The sequence below is a fragment of the Nocardia sp. NPDC057440 genome, from assembly GCF_042802915.1.
In the GTDB taxonomy this organism is placed as follows: domain Bacteria; phylum Actinomycetota; class Actinomycetes; order Mycobacteriales; family Mycobacteriaceae; genus Nocardia.
The window spans coordinates 70,607-88,808 of record NZ_JBHVDF010000001.1 but is presented as its reverse complement, the minus strand read 5'-3'; the positions used below and the strand labels follow the sequence as shown (position 1 = coordinate 88,808).

Annotated in this window: 21 protein-coding genes; 12 read left to right on the top strand and 9 right to left on the bottom strand. The window is 67.1% G+C overall.

Annotation, left to right across the window (positions count from 1 at the left end; genetic code table 11):
• Position 1 precedes the first annotated feature (1 nt).
• Positions 2 to 1,309: an ATP-binding protein gene (locus ACFU4Z_RS00435; RefSeq protein ID WP_379058220.1), complete on the top strand. Its 1,308-nt coding sequence runs from the start codon at positions 2 to 4 to the stop codon at positions 1,307 to 1,309.
• 1 nt (position 1,310) lies between these two features.
• Here ACFU4Z_RS00435 and ACFU4Z_RS00430 read toward each other — a convergent pair whose 3' ends face one another.
• Complete coding sequence (locus ACFU4Z_RS00430) at positions 1,311 to 1,853, bottom strand: GtrA family protein (protein WP_379058218.1); 543 nt, start codon at positions 1,851 to 1,853, stop codon at positions 1,311 to 1,313.
• 232 nt (positions 1,854 to 2,085) lie between these two features.
• On the opposite strand from ACFU4Z_RS00430, the gene ACFU4Z_RS00425 reads away from it, so the two are divergent.
• From ACFU4Z_RS00425 to ACFU4Z_RS00410, 4 genes are all read left to right on the top strand, one after another.
• Complete coding sequence (locus ACFU4Z_RS00425) at positions 2,086 to 3,261, top strand: 5-(carboxyamino)imidazole ribonucleotide synthase (protein ID WP_379059274.1); 1,176 nt, start codon at positions 2,086 to 2,088, stop codon at positions 3,259 to 3,261.
• Complete coding sequence (purE, locus tag ACFU4Z_RS00420) at positions 3,251 to 3,754, top strand: 5-(carboxyamino)imidazole ribonucleotide mutase (RefSeq protein ID WP_379058215.1); 504 nt, start codon at positions 3,251 to 3,253, stop codon at positions 3,752 to 3,754. Before ACFU4Z_RS00425 ends, purE begins: the two co-directional genes overlap by 11 nt.
• Before the next feature lie 29 nt (positions 3,755 to 3,783).
• The gene (locus ACFU4Z_RS00415) at positions 3,784 to 4,446 is read left to right on the top strand and encodes a TetR/AcrR family transcriptional regulator (protein WP_379058212.1); all 663 of its coding nucleotides are present in this window, start codon (positions 3,784 to 3,786) and stop codon (positions 4,444 to 4,446) included.
• 169 nt (positions 4,447 to 4,615) lie between these two features.
• Positions 4,616 to 5,776: an acyl-CoA dehydrogenase gene (locus ACFU4Z_RS00410; RefSeq protein WP_379058210.1), complete on the top strand. Its 1,161-nt coding sequence runs from the start codon at positions 4,616 to 4,618 to the stop codon at positions 5,774 to 5,776.
• Positions 5,777 to 5,969: 193 nt separating this feature from the next.
• Here ACFU4Z_RS00410 and ACFU4Z_RS00405 read toward each other — a convergent pair whose 3' ends face one another.
• Entirely contained in the window at positions 5,970 to 6,254 is a 285-nt protein-coding gene (locus tag ACFU4Z_RS00405; protein WP_379058207.1) for a GNAT family N-acetyltransferase, read from the bottom strand.
• 64 nt (positions 6,255 to 6,318) lie between these two features.
• Entirely contained in the window at positions 6,319 to 7,677 is a 1,359-nt protein-coding gene (locus tag ACFU4Z_RS00400) for an FAD-binding oxidoreductase (RefSeq protein WP_379058204.1), read from the bottom strand.
• A 235-nt stretch (positions 7,678 to 7,912) separates the two neighbouring features.
• Between ACFU4Z_RS00400 and ACFU4Z_RS00395 the strand changes: the two genes are divergently transcribed.
• A complete protein-coding gene (locus tag ACFU4Z_RS00395; RefSeq protein WP_379058201.1) occupies positions 7,913 to 8,224 on the top strand; it encodes a hypothetical protein in 312 nt (103 codons plus the stop codon).
• A 71-nt stretch (positions 8,225 to 8,295) separates the two neighbouring features.
• Complete coding sequence (locus ACFU4Z_RS00390) at positions 8,296 to 8,787, top strand: GtrA family protein (protein WP_379058198.1); 492 nt, start codon at positions 8,296 to 8,298, stop codon at positions 8,785 to 8,787.
• On the opposite strand, the gene ACFU4Z_RS00385 is transcribed toward ACFU4Z_RS00390, so the two are convergent.
• Genes ACFU4Z_RS00385 through ACFU4Z_RS00375 form a run of 3 tightly spaced genes read right to left on the bottom strand, consistent with a single transcriptional unit; the run spans position 8,784 to position 10,756 of the window.
• Complete coding sequence (locus ACFU4Z_RS00385; protein WP_379058195.1) at positions 8,784 to 9,422, bottom strand: Type 1 glutamine amidotransferase-like domain-containing protein; 639 nt, start codon at positions 9,420 to 9,422, stop codon at positions 8,784 to 8,786. The two genes, ACFU4Z_RS00390 and ACFU4Z_RS00385, sit on opposite strands and share 4 nt — an antisense overlap.
• Positions 9,423 to 9,428: 6 nt before the next feature.
• Positions 9,429 to 10,268, bottom strand: a complete 840-nt coding sequence (locus ACFU4Z_RS00380) for a maleylpyruvate isomerase family mycothiol-dependent enzyme (protein ID WP_379058192.1) — start codon at positions 10,266 to 10,268, stop codon at positions 9,429 to 9,431.
• On the bottom strand, positions 10,265 to 10,756 hold the full coding sequence (locus ACFU4Z_RS00375) for an HIT family protein (RefSeq protein ID WP_379059273.1): 492 nt from the start codon (positions 10,754 to 10,756) through the stop codon (positions 10,265 to 10,267). Before ACFU4Z_RS00375 ends, ACFU4Z_RS00380 begins: the two co-directional genes overlap by 4 nt.
• Before the next feature lie 406 nt (positions 10,757 to 11,162).
• On the opposite strand from ACFU4Z_RS00375, the gene ACFU4Z_RS00370 reads away from it, so the two are divergent.
• From ACFU4Z_RS00370 to ACFU4Z_RS00360, 3 genes are read left to right on the top strand one after another with little or no spacing between them, the layout of a single operon-like run.
• On the top strand, positions 11,163 to 12,281 hold the full coding sequence (locus tag ACFU4Z_RS00370) for a Re/Si-specific NAD(P)(+) transhydrogenase subunit alpha (RefSeq protein ID WP_379058188.1): 1,119 nt from the start codon (positions 11,163 to 11,165) through the stop codon (positions 12,279 to 12,281).
• The gene (locus ACFU4Z_RS00365; protein ID WP_379058185.1) at positions 12,281 to 12,598 is read left to right on the top strand and encodes an NAD(P) transhydrogenase subunit alpha; all 318 of its coding nucleotides are present in this window, start codon (positions 12,281 to 12,283) and stop codon (positions 12,596 to 12,598) included. The genes ACFU4Z_RS00370 and ACFU4Z_RS00365 overlap by 1 nt, the downstream gene beginning before the upstream one ends.
• A gap of 17 nt (positions 12,599 to 12,615) precedes the next feature.
• Positions 12,616 to 14,031 (top strand): NAD(P)(+) transhydrogenase (Re/Si-specific) subunit beta, encoded by a 1,416-nt coding sequence (locus ACFU4Z_RS00360; RefSeq protein WP_379059272.1) that lies wholly within the window; start codon positions 12,616 to 12,618, stop codon positions 14,029 to 14,031.
• A gap of 122 nt (positions 14,032 to 14,153) precedes the next feature.
• Here the strand turns inward: ACFU4Z_RS00360 and ACFU4Z_RS00355 are convergent, their stop codons facing one another.
• The 3 genes from ACFU4Z_RS00355 to ACFU4Z_RS00345 form a co-directional block, all read right to left on the bottom strand.
• Positions 14,154 to 14,399 (bottom strand): hypothetical protein, encoded by a 246-nt coding sequence (locus ACFU4Z_RS00355; RefSeq protein WP_379058182.1) that lies wholly within the window; start codon positions 14,397 to 14,399, stop codon positions 14,154 to 14,156.
• A gap of 73 nt (positions 14,400 to 14,472) precedes the next feature.
• Complete coding sequence (locus tag ACFU4Z_RS00350; protein WP_379058178.1) at positions 14,473 to 15,726, bottom strand: MFS transporter; 1,254 nt, start codon at positions 15,724 to 15,726, stop codon at positions 14,473 to 14,475.
• A 140-nt stretch (positions 15,727 to 15,866) separates the two neighbouring features.
• Entirely contained in the window at positions 15,867 to 16,715 is an 849-nt protein-coding gene (locus tag ACFU4Z_RS00345) for an SDR family oxidoreductase (RefSeq protein WP_379058175.1), read from the bottom strand.
• An 80-nt stretch (positions 16,716 to 16,795) separates the two neighbouring features.
• Here ACFU4Z_RS00345 and ACFU4Z_RS00340 point away from each other — a divergent pair, with 80 nt between their 5' ends.
• Together ACFU4Z_RS00340 and ACFU4Z_RS00335 are read left to right on the top strand one after the other, a co-directional pair.
• Positions 16,796 to 17,761 carry an AraC family transcriptional regulator gene (locus tag ACFU4Z_RS00340; protein ID WP_379058173.1) on the top strand — a complete coding sequence of 322 codons (966 nt, stop codon included), beginning with the start codon at positions 16,796 to 16,798 and terminating at the stop codon, positions 17,759 to 17,761.
• Positions 17,758 to 18,180, top strand: coding sequence for an acyl-CoA thioesterase (locus ACFU4Z_RS00335; protein ID WP_379058171.1), 423 nt, complete (start codon positions 17,758 to 17,760; stop codon positions 18,178 to 18,180). Before ACFU4Z_RS00340 ends, ACFU4Z_RS00335 begins: the two co-directional genes overlap by 4 nt.
• The last annotated feature ends 22 nt before the right edge of the window (positions 18,181 to 18,202 follow it).

The following is an 18,202-nucleotide window of genomic DNA, read 5'->3' as shown; positions in this document are numbered from 1 at the left end:
CATGCGGCGCAGAATTCTGCGATCCATCCTCACGGTGCTGACCATCACCACGGTGGTGCTCGGCGTTCCGCTGATCTACACCGCCTGGCTGTGGGTCGAGGACATTACCCGCAACGATCTGCAGAGCAGGCTGGAGCGGATCGCCGCGGAGGTCATCGTGCAGGAGCACGGCGACGGCTTGGTGACCGGCGAGTTCGACGAGCGATCGGTGCGGCCGCTCGTGCCCGCGGGCGGCAGGCTGACCATCGTCTATCCGGCGCCCAAGGACAACGCCTCACGCCTGGACATCGGCGTGGACCGGGTCACCGATCCACTGGTGGAGTCGCTGTCGATGGGAACCGCGGGCTCGCTGCGCCTGGAGGTGCCGTCGGGGCCGATGCATGTCAGGCAGCGGCAGGCGGTCGCTGTGGTGGCGCTCGCGGTGCTCGCTTCGCTCGGTGCGGCGGTGTCGGTCGCGATGGTCACCGCGGGCCGCGTCGCCGATCCGCTGCGCGACGTGGCGGCACGGGCCGCGCGGCTGGCCAAGGGCGACTTCCGGCCCGATCCGCGCAGGCATGGCATCTCCGAACTCGACCGGGTCTCCGATGTGCTCGACTCCGCCACCGTCGAGATCGCCGGCCGACTGCAACGCGAGCATGCCTTGGTCGCGGACGTGTCGCATCAGCTGCGCAGCCGCTTGACCGCGGTGCGGCTGCGCTTGGACGAGTTGTCCGCTCACACCGATCCCGATGTCGTGCACGAGGCCGAGGAGGCGATGGCGCAGGTCGACCGGCTGACCGAGGCGATCGACGACCTGGTCCGCGCGTCGCGGGACGAGGACGCGGCCGACCGCGATCCGGTGCCGGTAATGGCCGAGTTGCGCGGTGTCGTCACCGAATGGACGCACCCGTTCAGCGAGGCCGGGCGGACGCTGTCGCTGATCGGTGACGAGTCGCTGTGCGCGCCGATCACCGGGTCGCGGCTGCGCGAGGCGGTCGCGGTGCTCGTCGACAACGCTCTCATGCACGGCGGCGGCACCTGCACGGTGTCGGTGCGCACGGTGCGCCCAGGGCGAGATAGGGAGCCGCTGGTGTGCGTGGAAGTGGCCGATGAGGGTGAAGGAGTGCGTGACGAACTCGCGCCGCACATCTTCGATCGGGGATTCTCGGCAGGCGGATCGACCGGTGTCGGGTTGGCCTTGGCACGGGCGCTGATCGAGGCCGACGGCGGGCGCTTGGAGTTGCAGCGGCGCAGGCCCGCGTTGTTCGCGGTGTTCCTCGGGGCGACCACGCCCATCCGGTCGGCGAGCGGAGTGCCCGAACCGCGCTGAATCAGCTGTGGCCGAGCTGCTCTTCCTCGAGCAGATCCTCGAATTCGTCGACGATCTCCTGCATTTCGTCGGGGAAAACCCAGCGGCGCATTGCCCAGAAGCGGAAGGCCATCTGCAGCAGATTGCCGATGATGAAGGCGCTGATGAAGTCGGCGATGTTCTCGACGGTGAAACTCACATCGGGCTGGCGCAGATCGAAGACGTAGCTCGACACCCACAGCGGCAGGAAGGCCAGCACGACGCCGACACCGCTGACGCCGAAGAACAGCAGCGCCTCGTGATGGCGCTCACGCCCGCCGCGATTCTTGAACGACCATTCGCGGTTGAGGATGTAGGAAGCGATGACGGCGATGACGCCGGAAATGATCTTGGCGGTGACCGGCTTGGTATCCAGGACCGTCCACTTCAGCGCATAGAAAATGCCGCTGTCGATCACGAAAGTGGTAGCGCCGACGATGGCGAATTTGATCAGCTCATGGTGGCGGTACGCGATCTCCCGCAGCGGTTGGGGGAGGACGTTGACCACGTCGTCGACGAATGACACAAGGCCCGAGTGTACCGGTAGCGGTTATTCGGGCTCGACGTGACAAGATTGCCAGACGTGAGGGAGCGAACCATCGACACAGCAGCCCGGCTCATGATGGAGCCGAGCGTTAGCGAGGCGCAGTCGTGAGCGAGCGCAGCGAGCGAACCCTGAATGCCGCACGCGGGCGGACGACGGAGCCGAGCGTCAGCGAGGCGCGATCGTGAGCCCACGTTCCTTCGATCCGGCCGTCATGCCCACCGTCACCATGATCGGTGGCGGCCAGCTGGCGCGCATGACCCACCAGGCGGCCATTGCCCTCGGGCAGCGGTTGCGCGTGCTCGCCGAGCGTCAGGACGATCCGGCCGCGCAGGTGAGCCCGGAGGTCGTGCTCGGTAGCCACACCGATCTGGCCGCGCTGCGCAAAGCCGCGGTCGGCTCGCACGCGCTGACCTTCGACCATGAGCACGTGCCGACCGCGCACCTGGAGGCGCTGGTCGCCGAGGGTGTGAACGTGCAGCCGCCGCCGCAGGCGTTGATCTACGCGCAGGACAAGCTGGCCATGCGCACCAAGTTGTCCGAGCTGGGGCTGCCGGTGCCCGCGTTCACGCCGGTGACCACGGCGGCCGACGCGGTGCGCTTCGGTGATGAACACGGCTGGCCGATGGTGCTCAAGGCGGTGCGCGGTGGCTACGACGGCCGCGGTGTCTGGATGCCAGAGACGGCGGCGGAGGCAGAGGCGATCGTCGACGACCAGCTCGTGCACGGTGTGCACCTGCTCGCCGAGGCGCGGGTGGATCTGAAGCGGGAACTGTCGGCCATGGTGGCGCGCTCGCCCTATGGTCAGGCGGCGACCTGGCCGGTGGTGGAGACGGTGCAGCGCAACGGACAGTGCGCGGTGGTGATCGCACCAGCGCAGGAGCTCGCGGAGGAGCTCGCGGCCGAGGCTGAGACGCTGGCACTGAACCTCGCGAAGGCGCTCGGGGTGGTCGGCGCCATGGCCGTCGAACTTTTCGAGACCCACGACGGCGCCCTGCTGGTGAACGAATTGGCCATGCGCCCGCACAACTCCGGGCACTGGGGCATGGACGGCGCCCGCACCGGCCAGTTCGAACAGCACCTGCGCGCAGTGCTCGACTATCCGCTCGGTGACACCAGCCCGCTGGCCCCTGTCACCGTGATGGCGAATATTCTCGGCGCGCCCGAGGCTCCGGCGATGTCGATGGATGAGCGGCTGCACCACCTGTTCGCCAGGATGCCCGATGCCAAGGTGCACTTGTACGGCAAGGGTGAACGCGAGGACCGCAAGATCGGGCATATCAACGTGCTCGGCGACGACGTCGCGGTGGTGCGGGAAAAGGCTGAGCGCGCGGCACGGTGGATGTCGCACGCGATGTGGACCGACGGATGGGATCCCCATGGCGAATGAACCGCAAGTAGGCCTGATCATGGGCAGCGACTCCGATTGGCCGACCATGGAGGCCGCGGCGGAAGCCTTGGCGGAGTTCGGTGTTCGCTTCGAGGTCGGTGTCGTATCCGCGCACCGCACGCCCCAGCGCATGCTCGACTACGCCCGTGACGCGGCGAGCCGCGGTCTACGGGTCATCATCGCGGGCGCGGGCGGCGCGGCCCACCTGCCCGGCATGGTCGCCTCGGCGACCCCCCTCCCGGTGATCGGCGTCCCCGTCCCCTTGAAGTACCTCGACGGCATGGACTCTCTGCTGTCGATCGTCCAGATGCCCGCTGGTGTCCCGGTGGCCACCGTCTCCATCGGCGGCGCCCGCAATGCCGGGCTGCTCGCTGTCCGCATCCTCGCCGCCGCCGACCCGGCACTGCGTGCCCGCATGGAACAGTTCCAGGCCGGTTTGGAAGAGATGGTCCTGCAGAAGGACGAGGCGCTGCGCACCAAGCTGCTCGGGTAGCCGGACGGCCGCCTGACTACGGTGGTCCGGTGGCAAGTGACGACGATACGGCCAGGTTCCGGCTGACGGTGGTTGATCATGCTCTGCGGCTGTTCGCTGAGCAGGGGTACGAGGCGACGTCGGTGGACGAGATCGCCGAGGCGGCGGGGATTTCGCGGCGGACGTTCTTTCGGCAGTTCCGGTCGAAGGAAGACGTGATCTTCGCCGATCACGAGTCGCAGTTGGCGCAGGCGGCGGAGTTTCTCGCCGCCGCGCAGGGGGATCCGTGGGAGGCGGTGTGCGCCGCGGTGGTCCAGGTGTTCGAGCGGTTCACACAGTGGCGGGAGATCGCGGAGCGGCGCTATCGAGTAGTGCGGCGGGTGCCCGCGCTGCGCGAGCGGGAGATCGTGACGGTGTTCCGTTACGAGCGGTTGTTCACGGACTATCTGCGGGAGCGGCTGCCCGAGGCGCCGGATCTGACGCGGGTGCAGTTCACGGCGACGGTCACGGCGACGCACAACTATCTCTTGCGGCGGATGGTGCGTGGGGAGTCCGACGCGGGTGCCGCGGACCTGCGGGTGGAGTTGGCGGCGATCCCGCGGGGTGCGGGGCGTGCGACGGGCGCCGAGGACATGGTGGTCGCGGTGTTTCCGCGTCACATGCCGCCGCGACAGGTCGCTGATCTCGTGACCCGGCGGCTGAGTAGTCTGTGACGTAAATCATAATATGTGGAAGATGACACTCGGTGCCATCGAAAACCTGCATTTGGCGCGAGATACGGGCGTATACTCGAAGTTAATCTGGCACTGAGTGCCGAGGAGCTGGACGTTCCGGGCTGCTTCGGGACGCAGTGATCACGACCGACGACCAGGAGTGTGCCCCATGGCGGGAAACCCCGATTTCGACCTGTTCAAGCTCGAGGACTTCCACGACGAGCTGCGCGCGGCCATCCGCGGGCTCGCGGAGAAGGAGATCGCCCCGCACGCCAAGGACGTCGATGCCAACTCCCGCTTCCCCGAGGAGGCGCTGACCGCGCTGACCGCCGCGGGCTTCAATGCGGTGCACGTGCCGGAGGCCTACGGCGGCCAGGGCGCGGACTCGGTCGCGACTTGCATCGTGATCGAAGAGGTTGCGCGCGTTTGTGGTTCGTCGTCGCTGATCCCGGCCGTCAACAAGCTCGGAACCATGGGCCTGATCCTCAACGGTTCCGAGGAGCTCAAGCAGAAGGTGCTGTCGGACATCGTCGACGGCGAAATGGCCTCCTACGCGCTGTCGGAGCGTGAGGCGGGCTCCGATGCCGCGAGCATGCGCACCCGCGCCAAGCAGGACGGCGACGACTGGGTGCTCAACGGCTCCAAGTGCTGGATCACCAACGGCGGCAAGTCTTCCTGGTACACCGTCATGGCGGTCACCGACGCGGACAAGGGTGCCAACGGCATCTCGGCATTCCTGGTGCACAAGGACGACGAGGGCTTCGTTGTCGGCCCGCTCGAGCACAAGCTCGGCATCAAGGGCTCGCCCACCGCGGAGCTGTACTTCGAGAACTGCCGGGTGCCGGGTGACCGCATCGTCGGCGAGCCGGGCACCGGTTTCAAGACCGCACTGCAGACTCTCGACCACACCCGCCCCACCATCGGCGCGCAGGCCGTCGGCCTCGCGCAGGGCGCCTTGGATGCCGCGATCGCCTACACCAAGGACCGCAAGCAGTTCGGCACCGCCATCGCCGACTTCCAGAGCACCCAGTTCATGCTCGCTGACATGGCGATGAAGATCGAGGCCGCCCGCCTCATGGTCTACACCTCGGCCGCCCGCGCCGAGCGTGGTGAGAAGAACCTCGGCTTCATCTCCGCGGCCGCCAAGTGCTTCGCCTCCGACGTGGCCATGGAGGTCACCACCAACGCCGTTCAGCTCTTCGGCGGCGCGGGCTACACCACCGACTTCCCGGTCGAGCGGATGATGCGCGACGCCAAGATCACGCAAATCTATGAGGGCACCAACCAGATCCAGCGCGTCGTGATGTCGCGCGCGCTGCTGCGTGGCTGAGTAGCCGCATTCATTGGGGGGCCCGGGGCGAATGCCTCGGGCCACTCCGTTTTTCGGGGCATGTCAGTTGTCGAGTTGCACGGCCGCGAACACAACACGCTCACCAGCCCGCATGCCTCGAGGTGATCGGTCCGACTCTCGCGCAGTACCCGCGTGGTGAGTGGGCATCGGCGGTGGTCGGCCGATACGGGAACTAGGCGACCAGGTCGGCGTATTCGCGATGCTCGGCGATGTACTTCTCGACATACCAGCAGGTGGGGATGACCGTGAAGCCCGCGCCGCGCGACTCGTTCAACGCGTACTCGACCACCTGCGCGGCCACGCCGCGGCCGCGGAATTCGGGGAAGGTCATGGTGTGGTGGAAGTCGCGGACCTTGGTGTCCTCGGCGTCGGCATAGTCGGCGTACCCGGCGAGGGTGTCGTCGATATAGATCTCGAAGCGGGTATCGACGGCGTTGTGCTCGAGCCTGGTGGTCATGATCTGATGAAACTCCTTCTCGGCCGGGAATGTTCCTGCGGCTGTCGTGTTGGTCGGGCCTGGTCTACAGAATCGAGCCGGGATTGAGAATGCCATGCGGGTCGAGCGCGTCCTTGATACGCCGGGTCAGCGCCATCACGTCAGGGCCCAGCTGATCGGGCAGCCACGCCTTCTTCAGCCTGCCGACACCGTGTTCGCCGGTGATGGTGCCGCCGAGCGCGATCGCGAGGTCCATGATCTCGCCGAAGGCGCGGTGTGCGCGTTCGGTCATGGCGGCGTCGGTCGGGTCGTGCACGATCAGCGGGTGGGTATTGCCGTCGCCCGCGTGCGCGATCACCGAGATGAGCACGTCGTTGTGTGCCGCGATCGCCGCGACGCCATTGATCAGGTCACCGAGGCGCGGCAGCGGCACCCCGACGTCCTCCAGCAGCAGCGGTCCCAGCTTCTCCACCGCCGGAATGGCGAAACGTCGTGCGGCGGTGAAGGCTTCGCCCTCCTCGGGATCCTCGGTGTGGAAGACCTCGGTGGCGCCCGCCTGCTCGCACACGGCCACCATGATTTCGGCCTCGTTGCGGGCGAATTCGCCCGGTGCGTCCGAGCGCGCGACCAGCAGGCCCGCCGCGTTGCGGTCCAGTCCCATCCGCATCTCGTCCTCGACCGCGTTGATGGCCACCGCGTCCATGAACTCGAGCATGGACGGGCGTAGCTTCCCGGTGATGCCGAGAATGGCGTCCGTGGCGGCGGTCAGCGTCGCGAACGATGCGACAACCGTGCTCTGCGGCGGTTGCGCGGGCAACAGGCGCAGTGTCAGTTCGGTGATCACGCCGAGTGCGCCCTCGCTGCCGACGAACAACTTGGTCAGCGACAGCCCGGCCGAGTCCTTGAGTCGGGGACCACCCAGGCGCACTACGGTGCCGTCGGCGAGCACCACCTCCATGCCGAGCACGTAATCGGTTGTCACGCCGTACTTCACACAGCACAGACCACCCGCGTTGGTGGCGGCGTTGCCGCCGATCGAACATATCTCGAACGACGAGGGGTCCGGCGGATACCACAGACCCTCCTCCGCGACCGCGCGTTTGACCTCGGCATTGAGCAGCCCGGGCTGCACCACCGCGGTGCGCGTGACCGGGTCGACGGCGATGGCGCGCATGCGCTCGGTGCTCAGCACGATGCCGCCCTCGACGGCCGTCGCGCCGCCGGACAGTCCGGACCCGGCGCCGCGCGGGACCACCGCGATCTTGTGCGCGTGTGCGAAACGCAGCGTCGCGGCGACATCGTCGGTGCTGGTGGCGCGCACGACGGCCAGCGGAACGCCGGCATCGGGGTCGCGCGCCCAGTCCTGTCGGTAGCCTTCGAGCAGATCGGCGTCGGTCAGCACCGCACCGTCGGGCAGCCGAGCGATCAGGTCATCCAGTTCCACACAGGTCACGGTATCTGCTCGACCGTGGCCGGACCCGCCGCCGGGTATTCATGACATCGGGCGGCAGGTTGATCGGCGGCCGGAATCGCGGTCCGCACCGTGCCGGACAGACCCGCGCGTCGGCGGGGGGTAGCTCGCTCGGGGTGGTGTCCTCGCTGTTGGGAGGTGGTGCTCGGGCCCGCTGGTGGTAACAATTTCAGGCGAGGGGCGCGTTCGGCGTTTGGAGGAGGCACTGATGCAGGTCGTATCACCGGACTACCGCGAGTTGGTCGCGGCGATGTTCTCGCACGAGTTCCTCGACGGTGGGATCGATGCGAGCGTGCTGCGCCGAATTCATGCGGGCCAGTTCGGCGAATGGCTCACCGCGCTGGATCGTTCCGGAGTCTTCGACAAAGCGGCGTTGGCGACCGTCGCCGAGCAATGGCGACAAGACCCGCTCGTCCTGCTCGACGCACTGCTGGAGGAGGCCGACGACATGACCCGCAGGCGCACTCTGGCCGCGTGGTCGGCGTTCGACCGCCGTCCTCCGCTCACTCGGATCGGGTGATTGCGGCCGTTAGACCTGCCGGTTTGCCCGGCGATCACTTCGTGGACACCTGTCGCTGCCATGCTGGCGGCGTGCCAGGCCTCGCGACGACCACCGACACCGTTGCCGACAGGTTCACCCGCTGGTGCGTGGCCGTCGTCGCGCGCTTGCCCTGGGGCCTTGATGGTCTTGTCGCCCCGACCTTCCTCGGCTTCGCGCTGATCAACGGCTGCACCTTCGGCGTCGACCTGGTGTTGCTGACGGCCTTGCACGGCTGGTGGGGCCTTCCGGTCTGGCTGTCGGTGACGGTGGCCTACGTATGCGCCTTCGGATTGAGCTTCGTGCTCAATCGCACCTTCAATTTCCATTCGCATGCGCCGGTCGGCAGGCAGGCGGTGGTGTACACCGTGGTTGTCACGATCAACTACGTCGCGTTCATCCTCGGTGTCGGCAGTGGGCTGACCGCCCTCGGCCTCGAGTACCACCTGTCGAGGCTGTTGGCAGGTGGTTGCGAAGCGGTCTATATGTACAGCGCGATGCGCTGGGTGGTGTTCCGCCGCACGGACGCCCGAAGTTCCGGCTAGCGCAGCACCTCGGTCTTGTCTCCATCGATCACGACCACATCGTCATCGGTGAGCGCCCAGTGCGCAGTGCCTTCGGCCCGGTAGCGCGCGGCGAGCCGGTTGCCATAACCGTCCGGGTCCGTCGCGGAGTCGATGTGCGGCACGATCGGTCGGTCGACCAATCCCATACCGTCCCATCGGGGTTCGACGCCGCAGCTCGGCGCCACTTCGGCGGGATCGTCCAGCTCGTCGAGGCCGTGCAGATCCGGGCCCATGATGCAGGCCCCCGCGCTGTATCCCGCGTATACGAGCGCGTCGTCGGCCAGCAACTTCCGCAGCACCAGATCTGCTCCGCTGCGGGCGAATTGGGCGCGCAGCACAAAAGTATTGCCGCCGCGCACCCACACCAGCGGGTATTCGGCCAGCGCCCGCTCCAATTCCGTTGCGCGCCCGAGGTAATCGCGCAGATCGAGCGTCTCCGGCGTATAGCCGAGCTTGCGTAGCGGCACCGAGTCGCTGGTGACCGCGCCCGCCCATGCCGCGGGCCAGGCATCACAGGCGTTGGGAATCACCGCAACCCGGCCCGGCGTGCCGACGAGTGCGGCGAGCCGGTCGTAGTGCGCCCCGAATCGGTAGCTGGACAGGAACAGTCGCACCGCGGCTCAGATCGTGAAGGCCAGATTGTGCACCAGTTGCAGGCCGAGCTGTTCGTCGCCGCTGATGGCGATCTCGTCGAGGTGCTTGTCGGCGACGGTCCTTCCGCCGCCGAGGCGGACGAAAAGACCGGAGTCCAAGCGGATCTCGACGTCAGCGGGGGTATCGAACGCGTCCACGTACGCCGCCCGGCCCGCGACCTGGATGTGCAGCGTCCTGGCCAGCGGGCCGGTCAGCTCGAAGGTGATTCGCGCACCGTCCTGTGCCTTGCCGCGCTTGACGACCACCCGCGGGATCGCACCGGCGAACTCGGCGAACGCCAGTTCACCGCGCCTGCCGCCCTCCTCGACGGACACACCGAGCGCGTCGGCGATATCGAATTCGTGCATCCAGCAGTCGAACAGCCGCACCCGCATGAACCGGCCGTAGCTGACCTGGCCGATCGGCGAGGGAGTTTCGGCCTGCCATTCGACGTCGCCGACCGCCGCGAGCGCCGCGCGCCTGCGGTCGATGACATCGTGGTAGAGCTCGAGCAGCCGGGCACCCGACAGCGGCCGCAACCGGTCGACCCAGATCTCATTGAGGACGGCGGTCTCGTTGCGCACGTGGGGGAGCGCGCGCACATCGGTCTTCTCCCTGGTCGGATCGTGCGCGGGCGGCCGCTCGCCGAGCAGCCACGATTCGGTGCCTATGACATGGGCGACCACATCGAATACCGTCCAGCACGGCAGCGGAGACGGTGTGCGCCAACGGTCTTCGTCGAGATCCGAGACCAGTGCCGCGATGGCGTCCCACTGTTGGGACAGCGTGCCGATCAGCTCGATCCGGTCCAGGGTCGGGTCGGTCATCCTTGTGGTCCTTTCTCGGCGCGGCCGGTCGGCTCCGCCTCGTCGTTGCTCGGCTCTTGTTCGTTGTCCAGTGCCGCGATCCCGCCCTTGATGGCCGCGGCGGTGGTCGCGGCGTCATGCGGGCGGCGCAGGAGCAGTCCGGCCGCGAAGCGCAGCTTGTCGCCGTGTCTGCGCGGTATGACGTGCAGGTGCACGTGCGGCACGGTCTGAAAGGCCGCGGTGCCGTCGTTGAGGACGAGATTGGCGCCGTCGGCGGCCAGGCTGCTGCGGCGAATCGCCAGGGCGAGCCGGTGTCCGGCCCGGAAGATGTGTGCGCCGAGCTCGGCGTCCAGGTCCTCCAGTTCGGTGGCGTGGCGCTTCGGGATCACCAGGGTGTGGCCGCGCGCGATGGGACGGATGTCGAGGAAGGCGCACAGCGTGTTGTCCTCGTAGACCTTCGTCGCCGGGGCTTCGCCCGCCGCGATGCGGCAGAAGACGCAGTCGTTCACATCGCCGACCATACGGCGTACGACGAGTGCGGCGTACCCCGAATGCGGCATTCGGCATGATGCACGTCACTGTCGGCCGGCGTCTCGAGCCGCTGACCTGTTCGCGAACCTCGGGGTTGGTAAAGGACTTCTACGTTCGGTCTTGTCGCGTTCACCTGCGGCGACCACCATCGGAGCGCAGCATGTCCCGATCAATCGCCAGTGCCGGAGGTACCGACCATGTCCGCCCCAACACCCCGGAACCGGCATACCGGTGGAATCCGGCAGCAATGTGTGACGGCCATCTCAGCTACGCTCACCGCGAGCCGGGTACAGTTGCGAGGATTTGGACGAACTTACTCTGAAGTAACATCGTCCGGCCGTCGTCCGGTTGCTTGAAGCTCAGCACGAGAAGGAAGTCTGACAAGTGGAGACAACGCAGAGCGTAGGCGATCAATCGCCACGTGGCGCGCGTGTCGGAGTCGTTCGCGAGTCAAACGCGGGCGAACGGCGTGTCGCATTGGTGCCGAAGATCATCCCCAGCCTGCTGAAGCACGGCGTGGACGTGGTGGTCGAAACGGGCGCCGGTCTTGGCGCGCTCATCCCCGACGCCGCCTATGTCGAGGCAGGCGCGACTATCGGCGACCCGTGGTCGGCCGAGGTGGTCGTTAAGGTGGCCCCGCCGAGTGACGCCGAGGTGCAGAAGCTGTCCAGCGGACAGACCCTCATCGGCTTCCTCGCCCCGCGCAACGCCGAGAACCAGATCGGTGCGCTGAAGTCCGCGGGGGTGCAGGCATTCGCGGTCGAGGCCATCCCGCGTATCTCGCGCGCCCAGGTGATGGACGCACTGTCCTCGCAGGCCAACGTCGCCGGTTATAAGGCCGTGCTGCTCGCGGCGTCGGAATCGACGCGATTCTTTCCGATGCTCACCACCGCGGCGGGCACGGTGAAGCCCGCGACCGTCCTGGTGCTCGGCGTCGGTGTCGCCGGACTGCAGGCGCTGGCCACGGCCAAGCGCCTCGGCGGCCGCACCACCGGCTACGACGTGCGCCCCGAGGTCGCCGATCAGGTGCGCTCGGTCGGTGCGCAGTGGCTCGACCTCGGCATCGACGCCGCCGGTGAGGGCGGCTACGCCCGTGAACTCACCGATGCGGAAAAGGCCGCTCAGCAGCAGGCGTTGGAAGACGCCATCAAGGGCTTCGACGTGGTGATCACCACCGCGCTCGTGCCGGGCCGTCCGGCGCCGCGCCTGGTCACCGCCGCAGCGGTCGAGGGCATGAAGCCCGGCAGCGTGATCGTCGACCTGGCCGGAGAGACCGGTGGCAACTGCGAGCTCACCGAGCCCGGTGAGGTCGTGGTCAAGCACGAGGTCACCATCGCCTCGCCGCTGAACCTGCCCGCCACGATGCCCGAGCACGCCAGCGAGCTGTACTCGAAGAACATCGCGGCACTGCTGGAACTGATGCTGGTCGACGGCAAGCTCGCGCCCGATTTCAGCGATCAGGTGCTCGCCGATTCCTGCGTGACACGTGAGGGTGATGCCTGATGTACACCGAACTGCTCGCCAACATCGCGATCCTGGTGCTGTCCGGGTTCGTCGGCTTCGCCGTCATCTCCAAGGTGCCCAACACGCTGCACACCCCACTCATGTCGGGCACCAACGCCATTCACGGCATCGTCGTGCTCGGCGCGCTGGTCACCCTCGGCAATGTGCAGGATCCCTCGATCCTGACGCAGATCATTCTGTTCGTCGCCGTCGTGTTCGGAACACTGAACGTCATCGGTGGTTTCGTGGTCACCGACCGGATGCTCGGCATGTTCAAGGGCAAGAAGGCCGCTGCGCCGGTAAAGGCGGATAACTGATGCACACCTTCGACAATGTGACCTATCTGGTCAACGGCCTCTACATTGTGGCCTTCGGCATGTTCATCTACGGCCTGATGGGCCTCACCGGTCCGAAGACCGCGGTGCGCGGCAACCTGATCGCCGCGGTCGGCATGTTCATCGCCGTTGTCGCGACCCTGATCTCGGTGCGCCACACCAGTAACTGGATCTTGATCATCGCTGGGCTCGTGGTCGGTATCGCCCTCGGTGTACCGCCCGCGAAGTTCACCAAAATGACCGCCATGCCGCAGTTGGTCGCCGCGTTCAACGGCGTCGGCGGTGGCACGGTCGCGCTGATCGCGTGGTCGGAATTCATCAACAGCCAAGGTTTCTCGAGTTTCGATGAAGAGCCGACCGTGCACATCGTGGTCGGTTCGCTGTTCGCGGCGATCATCGGCTCGATCTCGTTCTGGGGCTCGCTGATCGCCTTCGGCAAGCTGCAGGAGATTCTGCCCGGCCGTCCGATCGGCCTCGGCAAACTCCAGCAGCCGCTGAACCTGCTGCTGCTACTCGGCGCGATCGCAGCGGCCGTGGTGATCGGTATCGGCGCCACCGATGACGGTGTGTCGCAGCTGTGGATGATCGCGGTGCTCGTGCTCGCCGCTGTGCTCGGCCTCGCGGTCGTGCTGCCGATCGGTGGCGCGGACATGCCCGTGGTCATCTCGCTGCTCAACGCGCTCACCGGATTGTCGGCCGCCGCCGCGGGTCTCGCGCTGAACAACACCGCGATGATCGTGGCGGGCATGATCGTCGGCGCGTCCGGCACCATCCTCACCAACCTGATGGCCAAGGCGATGAACCGGTCTATCCCGGCCATCGTCGCCGGTGGATTCGGTGGTGGCGGAACGGCTCCCGGCGCGAGTGGTGACGGCGAGGCCAAGCAGGCCAAGGCCACCTCCGCCGCCGACGCCGCGATCCAGATGGCGTACGCCAACCAGGTCATCGTGGTCCCCGGCTACGGTATGGCTGTCGCCCAGGCTCAGCACGCGGTCAAGGAAATGGCGGAGCTGCTCGAAGCCAAGGGTGTCGAGGTCAAGTACGCCATCCATCCGGTCGCGGGACGCATGCCCGGCCATATGAACGTGCTGCTGGCCGAGGCCGAGGTCTCCTACGACGCGCTCAAGGAAATGGACGACATCAACGGCGAATTCAGCCGTACCGATGTGGCTTTGGTGATCGGCGCCAACGACGTCACCAATCCGGCGGCTCGCGAGGACTCGGCCTCGCCGATCTACGGCATGCCGGTGCTGAACGTCGACCAGGCCAAGAGCGTCATCGTGCTCAAGCGCTCGATGAATTCCGGCTTCGCCGGTATCGACAACCCGCTGTTCTACGCCGACCACACTTCTATGCTGTTCGGTGACGCCAAGAAGTCCGTCGGCGCGGTCACCGAGGAACTCAAGGCGCTGTAAAGACAGCAAGCGGGGCATTCGCATTGCTTCGAAACTCCCTGGTGCACAAGCTCTCTCAGGCCGCACCGGGATCGGGAGAGCCCGTTTCCGTTCGCGGAGGCGGGCTTTCCCGCGTCGCGGAGTCAGCGGTGCCCGAGCTGATGTTCGCGAGCCTCGACCGCGTCCTTGGCCTCCTTCAACCCGGCGCTCGGGTCGAGTTCCCGATAGCGCTTGATGGCCTGGATCTTCTTGCCCTGCAGGATGAGTTCGTCGATCTCGGTGTGCCCGAGCGTCGCGGCGGGGTCGGTGATGCCGAGATGCTTCATGATCAGATCGAGCTTGCGTTCGAGCCGTTCGATCTTGCGCTCGAGTCTGTTGTTGTCGAACATCCTACGAACATACCGGCGTGGCCGTCGGCTGCGGCGCAACACTTTCGCGGCGGTTGCCGCAGTGCGTCCAGCATCATTTCCGTTGCGGAGCGACAGCACCCGCGTAGCGGCAGCACAGGAGTACGGCGATGAACGGGACGGCCATCGCGACCGTGAGGGGCACCAGGGCGGTGAGCCAGCCGATCACCGCGGGGCCGGCGAGCAGGCCGAAGTAGCCGAGGCTGAAGACGCGCGACATGTCGGTCGCGGCGGTGTCGGTACCGAGGTTGCCTGCCGCGGTGAAAATCTGGGGGACGATGCCGGACAGGCCGAGGCCCGCGATGGCCCAGCCGAGCAAGGAAAGCGGTACCCAGCCCGACACCATGATCAGGCCGAGGCCGAGGGCGGCGAGTGCGCTGCCGTAGCGGACCAACATGACACGGCCGAACGCGCCGCTGATGCGGTCCGCGGTGAATCGGCCCGCGGTCATGGTGATCGAGAAGGCGCTGTAGGCCAGTGCCGCGGTGGCATCCTCGACTCCGAGATGCTCGCGCATCTGCAGTGTGCTCCAGTCGTTGGCCACGCCCTCGGCGAGCAGCACACCGAAGGCTATAGCTGCCAGCGCCAGCACCTTTCGGTTCTGATCCGCACGACTGGGCTGCCGCCTCGCCTGCGCTCCGGGGCTGTCGATCGATTCTGTTCGGCTGCCCCCATCCGGCAGTGCGGGCGGTGGCGTCGGCGCGGGGGACGGTTCGGAAACCCTCGATTCGGATCGGGTATCGCGCAGCAGTAGCGGGACCACCGCGGCGGTGACGATCAAGCCGGCGATCGCCGCGAGCGTCAAGGTCGGTCGCGCGTCCCAACCTGCCCGCAGCGTCGCCGCGCCGATCAGCGATCCGAGGAGTCCGCCGCCGGAGAACAGCGCGTGGAATGCGGACATGATCGGGCGTCCATAGGTGCGTTCCACGTGTACCGCTTGGGTATTCATCGACACGTCCAGTGCTCCGTTGCCGAAACCGAAGCAGGCCAGCGCAATAGCCAGCGTGACAGGGCCGGTGGCAAGGCCGGGGCCGAGCACCGCGACCGACGCGATGGCCGCGGCCACGCCGACCAGGGTGCGGCTGCCGAAGCGGTCCGCGAGCGGGCCCGCGATCCGCATGCCGACGATGCCCGCGCCTGCCATCAGCAGGATGAACATACCCAGCGTCGACTTCGAGACGCCGGTGTGATCGGTGACGGCCGGAATGTGGACCACCCACATAGCCAGCAGGAAACCGTTCAGCGCGAAGACCACGAACACTGCGGCACGAGCGAGACGGGTCGCGGGGTCGATCGTCGAGGTCGCCACCAATTCGACGGTACCGACGATATTTCCGATGGGCGAGCGGTCTCGCCGCGGTCGTGGCCACGGGCTGTTCGGATCGCGAGTTCACCACGGGCCGGGTGGGGCGATCGTGGCGTCGCGATCCACCCACCCGGTGGCCGACCCTACTGACCCGGTGTGTTCCAGACTCCGGAGCCCGCGGCATCCCGGACGTACTCGGCGAAGTCCTTCGGCTGCCTGCCGAGCGCGCGGTGCACGCCGTCCGCGGTCGCGGAGTTCCTGCCGTCCAGCACCGTGCCGAACAGGTAGTCGAGGAGGCTGACCACATCGGCGGGAACGTGGTATTCGGTCAATGCCGCAATAAAATCGGTCCGGGAGAGCGGGATGTAGGCGATCTCGCGCTCGGTCGCCGCCGCGATCTCGGCAACCGCCTCGGCGAAGGTCAGCGCGCGCGGTCCGGTCAGCTCGTAGACCTCGCCCTTGTGCGCGTCCTCGGTGAGCGCGGCGACAGCCACGTCGGCAATATCGTCGGCGTGCACGAACGGCTCGGGTACATCACCGTTGGGCAGCGCGACCTCGCCGGCGAGCACATAGTCGGTGAAGGCGCCCTCGCTGAAGTTCTGGGCGAAGAAGCTGCAGCGCACAACGGTCCAGTCGAGGCCGGAATCCTGCACGATCTGCTCGCATTCCAGTGCCTCCGGCTCGCCGCGGCCGGACAGCAGTACGAGCTTCCTTACTCCGGCGGCCTTGGCCGCGGCGGCGAATGAGCCAATGGCCACCGGTGCGCCGGGCACGGCGAGGTCGGGCTGGTAGGCGATGTACACCGCGTCGACACCGGTCAGTGCCGGAGTCCAGGTGGCGTGGTCTTCCCAATCGAACGGGACGTCCGCGGTGCGGGAGCCGATCCGGACCGGATGACCGGCCGCCCGCAATCGGGTCACGATGCGGCTGCCGGTCTTGCCCGTGCCGCCGGTGACGAGGATGAGGTGCTGGTGAGTGGTGCTGTTTGTCATGGTTCGAGTACACCGGCACAGCTCGAGACGGGACATAGCTCAGCGGCTCATGATCATGTGTATTCGTCTACTGTTGTCGTGTGGATGCGCTCGCCAGTCTGCTCGAAGGTCCACGCGCCAGAGGTGCGTTCGTCATGTGCTCGCTGCTCGACCCGCCGTGGTCGCTGCGTATTCAGGACCAGGCCCCGCTGACGGTGGTGTCGATGATCCGCGGCACCGCGTGGGTGATGACAGAGCCGGGTGGAAAGCCTGCCGCGCCACGGAAGTTGAGTGCGGGTGATGTCGCCATCTTCCGAGGACCCGACCACTACACACTCGCCGACGACCCCGCCACCGAACCACAGATCTATATCGACCCCGGCAATGTCACCAAGACTCCCGACGGTGAAATCCTGTGCGAGACTTTGAGTCTCGGCACGCGTCAATGGGGAACCGATGCGGACGCCGCCACCGCCATGGTGACCGGCACCTATGAGTCCGCGGGCGCGGCCAGCCAGCGCCTACTCCGTGCCCTGCCGCCCGTCGTCGTCTTGTCGCGCGGCGACCTCGACAACCGGCTGCTCGACCTGCTCGTCGACGAAGCCGCCAAGGACGAGCCCGCCCAGACCGCGGTCCTGGACCGCTTGCTCGACCTGGTCCTGATCACCGCGCTGCGCGCCTGGTTCGCCCGCAACGACGCACCCGCGTGGTACCACGCCTACAGCGATCCACTGGTCGGCAAAGCGCTGCGGCTCCTGCAGCACAACCCGGCGCACGGCTGGACGGTCGCCAGCCTGGCCGAGGCGGTCGGCGTCTCACGAGCCGCACTGGCCCGCCGCTTCACCGACCTGGTCGGCGAGCCACCGATGGCATTCCTCACCGAATGGCGTCTCGCACTCGCCGCCGACCACCTCCAGGAGTCCGACGCCACCATCGAGTCGATCGCCCGCCAAGTGGGCTACGGCAGCGCCTTCGCGCTGAGCACCGCGTTCAAACGTCACTTCGGTGTCAGCCCACGCGACCACCGTCAAGGCGCGACCCCTGCTGAGCTATCGTCGGCCGGGTGACACAGGAGTATCCAGTTCTCTGGCCGGTGCCGACCCGGTGGGCCGATAACGACCACTACGGGCACGTGAACAACGTGACGTACTACTCGTATTTCGACACCGCGGTCAATGCGTGGCTGATTCAGGCCACCGGCACCGACATTCGGGAGCTGCCCGCGCTCGGTGTGGTCGCCCAGACTTCCTGCCAATACCTGGGCTCGCTGAGCTTTCCCGACCGACTTCAGGTCGGCTTGCGCATTTCCCGGCTCGGGCGCTCCAGCATCACCTACGACCTGGCGATCTTCCGCGAAGACGGCGACGCTCTCGAGCTTGCCGCCACGGGCAGCTTCGTGCATGTGTACGTCGACGCCGAGACCCGCAAGCCGGTAGAGATTCCCGAGATCATCCGAACTGCTGCCGCCACGCTCGTCACCGAGTAGACCGCCGCACCCATCGCGCGTC